At 61.4% G+C, this 3,663-nt stretch carries 1 protein-coding gene; it reads right to left on the bottom strand.

The window, feature by feature from the left end:
• Positions 1-3,157, bottom strand: a 3,157-nt coding sequence (locus AC1DVH_RS27635; protein WP_477756466.1) for a retention module-containing protein, incomplete at its 3' end; no start/stop codon positions are given.
• Between the last annotated feature and the right edge of the window lie 506 nt (positions 3,158-3,663).

Here is a 3,663-nt window from a genome sequence, read left to right as displayed (position 1 = left end):
GGCTGTTGGCGCCGTCGGCGGTTGGGTGGGGTTCGTTATCGTTGAGGGTGTAGCTGTAGCTGATCACCCCGGTCGCGGCATTGAACCCGGTGATGGTCAGCGTGCTGCCCAGCGGGGTGGTGGTCGATTGCGGGAAGCCCGCGGCCACACCACCGCTGACCACGGCAATGCCGCCGACGGTCAGGGTTTGCAGGCCATCGAGCGCGGCCACCGTGAAAGTCCCGCTCTGGGTCAGTGCCGACGTGTTGGGGCTGCTGCCATCGCCGAGATTTTTTTCATAAACCGTCAGCTCGCCGCCATACACGTTGAGGCCGTTGAGGGTCACCGGATTGTCGTTGTTGTAGACATTCAGCACCAGGTTGGCCGTGCTGCTGTCGCCGTCAGAGTCGGTGAGGGTGTAGGTGAAGGTTTCGGTGCCGTTGCCGCCGCCGTGCAACGCCTTGAAGTCGGCATCGCTGGTGTTGAGGGTGTAGGTGTAAGTGCCGTTGGCATTGAGTACCAGGGTGCCGTAGGTGCCGGTGAAGGTGCCGGGGGTGATCGGGCCGGCGTTTTCACCCACGGTTACCCGGTCGGCGCCTTGCACGTCGTTGCTCAGCACGTTGCCATTGAGGGTCAGCAGGGTTTCCGAGGCCGTTGAAGCATTGCTGTCGTACACGGCTTTTGGCAGGTCGTCGACGATGTTGACGTCCAGTGAATCGGTCGTGGTGGTGCCGTTGTCGTCGACCACGGTCACGGCGAACTGCTCAGGCAGGGTGTTGGCGCCGTTGGCCGTCGGGTGCGCTTCGTTGTCATTCAGGGTGTAGCTGTAGCTCACGACACCGGTCGCGGCGTTGAACCCGGTGATGGTCAGGGTGCTGCCCAGTGGTGTGGTGATCGACTGCGGGAAGCCGGCGGCCACACCGCCGGTGACCACGGCAATACCGCCGACGGCCAGGCTCGTGACGCCGTCCAGCGCGGTCACGGTGAAGGTGCCGCTCTGGGTCAGAGCCGGTGCGTCCGGGCTGCTGCCGTCGCCGAGGTTTTTTTCGTAAACCGTCAGCTCACCGCCATACACGTTGAGGCCGTTGAGGACCACCGGATCATCGTTGTTGTGGATCTGCAGTACCAGATTGGCGGTGCTGATGTCGCCGTCGGCGTCCATCAACGTATAGGTGAAGCTCTCCGTCGCACTGCCGCCGCCGTGCAAGGCCTTGAAGTCGGCATCGCTGGTGTTGAGGGTGTAGGTGTAGGTGCCGTTGGCATTCAGCACCAGGGTGCCGTAAGTCCCGGCGAAGGTGCCGGGGGTGATCGGTCCGGCGTTTTCACCCACCGTTACCCGGTCGGCGCCTTGCACGTCGTTGCTCAACACGTTGCCGTTGAGGGTCAGCAGGGTTTCCGAAGCCGTTGAAGCATTGCTGTCGTCCACGCCATTGGGCAGATCGTCGACGATGTTCACGTCGAGGCTGCCGGTCGCAGTGGTGCCGTTGTCGTCGACCACGGTCACGGCGAACTGCTCAGGCAAAGTGTTGGCGCCATTGGCGGTTGGGTGGGCTTCGTTATCGTTGAGGGTGTAGCTGTAGCTGATCACCCCGGTCGCGGCATTGAACCCGGTGATGGTCAGGGTGCTGCCCAGTGGCGTGGTGATAGATTGTGGAAAGCCGGCGGCCACACCGCCGGTGACCACGGCGATACCGCCGACGGTCAGGGTCGTTACGCCGTCGAGGGCGGTGACCGTAAAGGTGCCGTTCTGGGTCAACACCGTGGCATCCGGTGCGCTGCCGTCGCTGAGGTTTTTCTCGAAGACGGTGAGTTCGCCGCCCCCAATGTTCAAACCGCCAACCGTCACCGAATCATCGTTGTTGTGGATCTGCAGCACCAGGTTGGCGGTGCTGCTGTCGCCGTCCGCATCGGTGAGGGTGTAGCTGAAGGTCTCCGTCGCACTGCCACCGCCGTGCAGGGCTATGAAGTCGGCATCGCTGGTGTTCAGCGTGTAGGTGTAAGTGCCGTTGGCGTTGAGCACCAGGGTGCCGTAAGTCCCGGCGAAGGTCCCGGGAGTGATGGGGCCGGTGTTTTCTCCGAGCGTCACGCGGTCGGCGCCTTGCACGTCGTTGCTCAGCACGTTGCCGTTGAGGGTCAGCAGGGTTTCCGAGGCGGTGCCATTATTGTCATCGACTGCTTTGGGCACGTCGTCGATGATGCTGATATCCAGCGTACCGGTAATGCTGTCGCCATTGCTGTCGCTGGCCACCACGGTGACGTGTTCGACAAGACTATTGGCACCCTCGCCGCTTGCGTGGGATTCGGCACGGTTGAGGGTGTAGCTGTAACTGACCACGCCCGTGGCCGGGTTGTAACTGGTGACGGTCAGCGTGCTGCCCAGCGGGGAGGTGATCGACTGCGGGAAACCTGCCGCGACGCCGCCGCTGATCAAGTTGATCGCGCCGATGCTAAGGCTGGTCAGCCCGTCTGGCGCATTGATGGTAAAGGTGCCGCTTCGCGTCAGCGAGTCTGCGTTCCTCGCCGAACCGTCGGCCAGGTTGGCTTCATTGACGGTCCGCTCGCCGTTCTGCTCCGACAGGCCGTCGAAGGTGACCGGATTGTTCGGCACTTGCGCAACCACCGGCGGCACCACAGGAGCATCGTCCGCTACAACGTTATTGTCTGGATTGGCGTTCAGGCGTTCTTCGGGAAGTTCAGGAATGCCATTGAAACCGGCAGTGGGGAAGCCGATGATCGGATCGACTCGCCCGCCCACTTCTTCGAGCAGGACGAAACCATGACCACTGCCCTGGACTCCGCCCGGTACACCGGTAGTCGTGGCAGGCCCGGCAGCGGTGGCTTCAGCGGTTTGGGTCGGGTCATCGCCAGCCGTAATGGCTTTTTGCAGCTGTGCGACATCCGTCAGCTGCGCTTCGCTCGGCGTCACCGCCTCAGACGAGTCCACATGGGGAATCTGATTGGCGAGCAACTGCGGCGTCATCTGCATGCTGCTGCCGCGCCCGAGGGTCAGTTCCTGGCCATTTTGCAGATGCACCGCCACCGCGCCTTCTGCGCCGGTGCTCAGTTGGTCGCCGGCAAACAGCCTGTCCCCCTCGACCAAAGCACGCCGGGTGCCGTCGCTCGCAACCGCGAACACCTGGCCGATGACCTTACTGACGATACCGATGAGCGTAGCCATGTGCACTTCCTCCGCTGCCAACCGCTGTCGGCAGCTTGTTTGTGCGAAGAACGTGCGCATGGCTCAAGCGGGTTGTCTGGCGAATCGTGTTGCGGGTGCCGGTTTACTTGAGTAAGCCGCGGCCCCGGCAACGATCTCGCCCAGCCAGTCGCTCACGGCGCTGTTTACGATTTTAGGGAAAGCCCTCTGCAATCAATGGCATCGGATCCCTGTGCGCAACAACGTTGCCTGTGAGCGATGCGTAACAATCTCGAATCAGTCAAGTGACAAAAAACCGTCGCCACCAGATCGCTCGCATCCCTCCCTTCCAGCACTTCTCCGCTCTATGTCGATAAGTGGATTGGAACTTTCCTCAAACCCCGATGAGCGCCCTAGAGCCCATAAAACAAGGGCTTTCGAATTGAACAATGTGCTGGATTTTGCAGGGCGCATAAGTTTTTTTTGGCATACCCGTTATGAAAAAAATTTCTTAGCTACGCTCCAGAATGTTCTTAGCTCTTTTGTTA

The sequence above is a fragment of the Pseudomonas sp. P4_C3 genome, from assembly GCF_056402075.1.
This window is presented reverse-complemented; position numbering and strand designations above follow the sequence as displayed.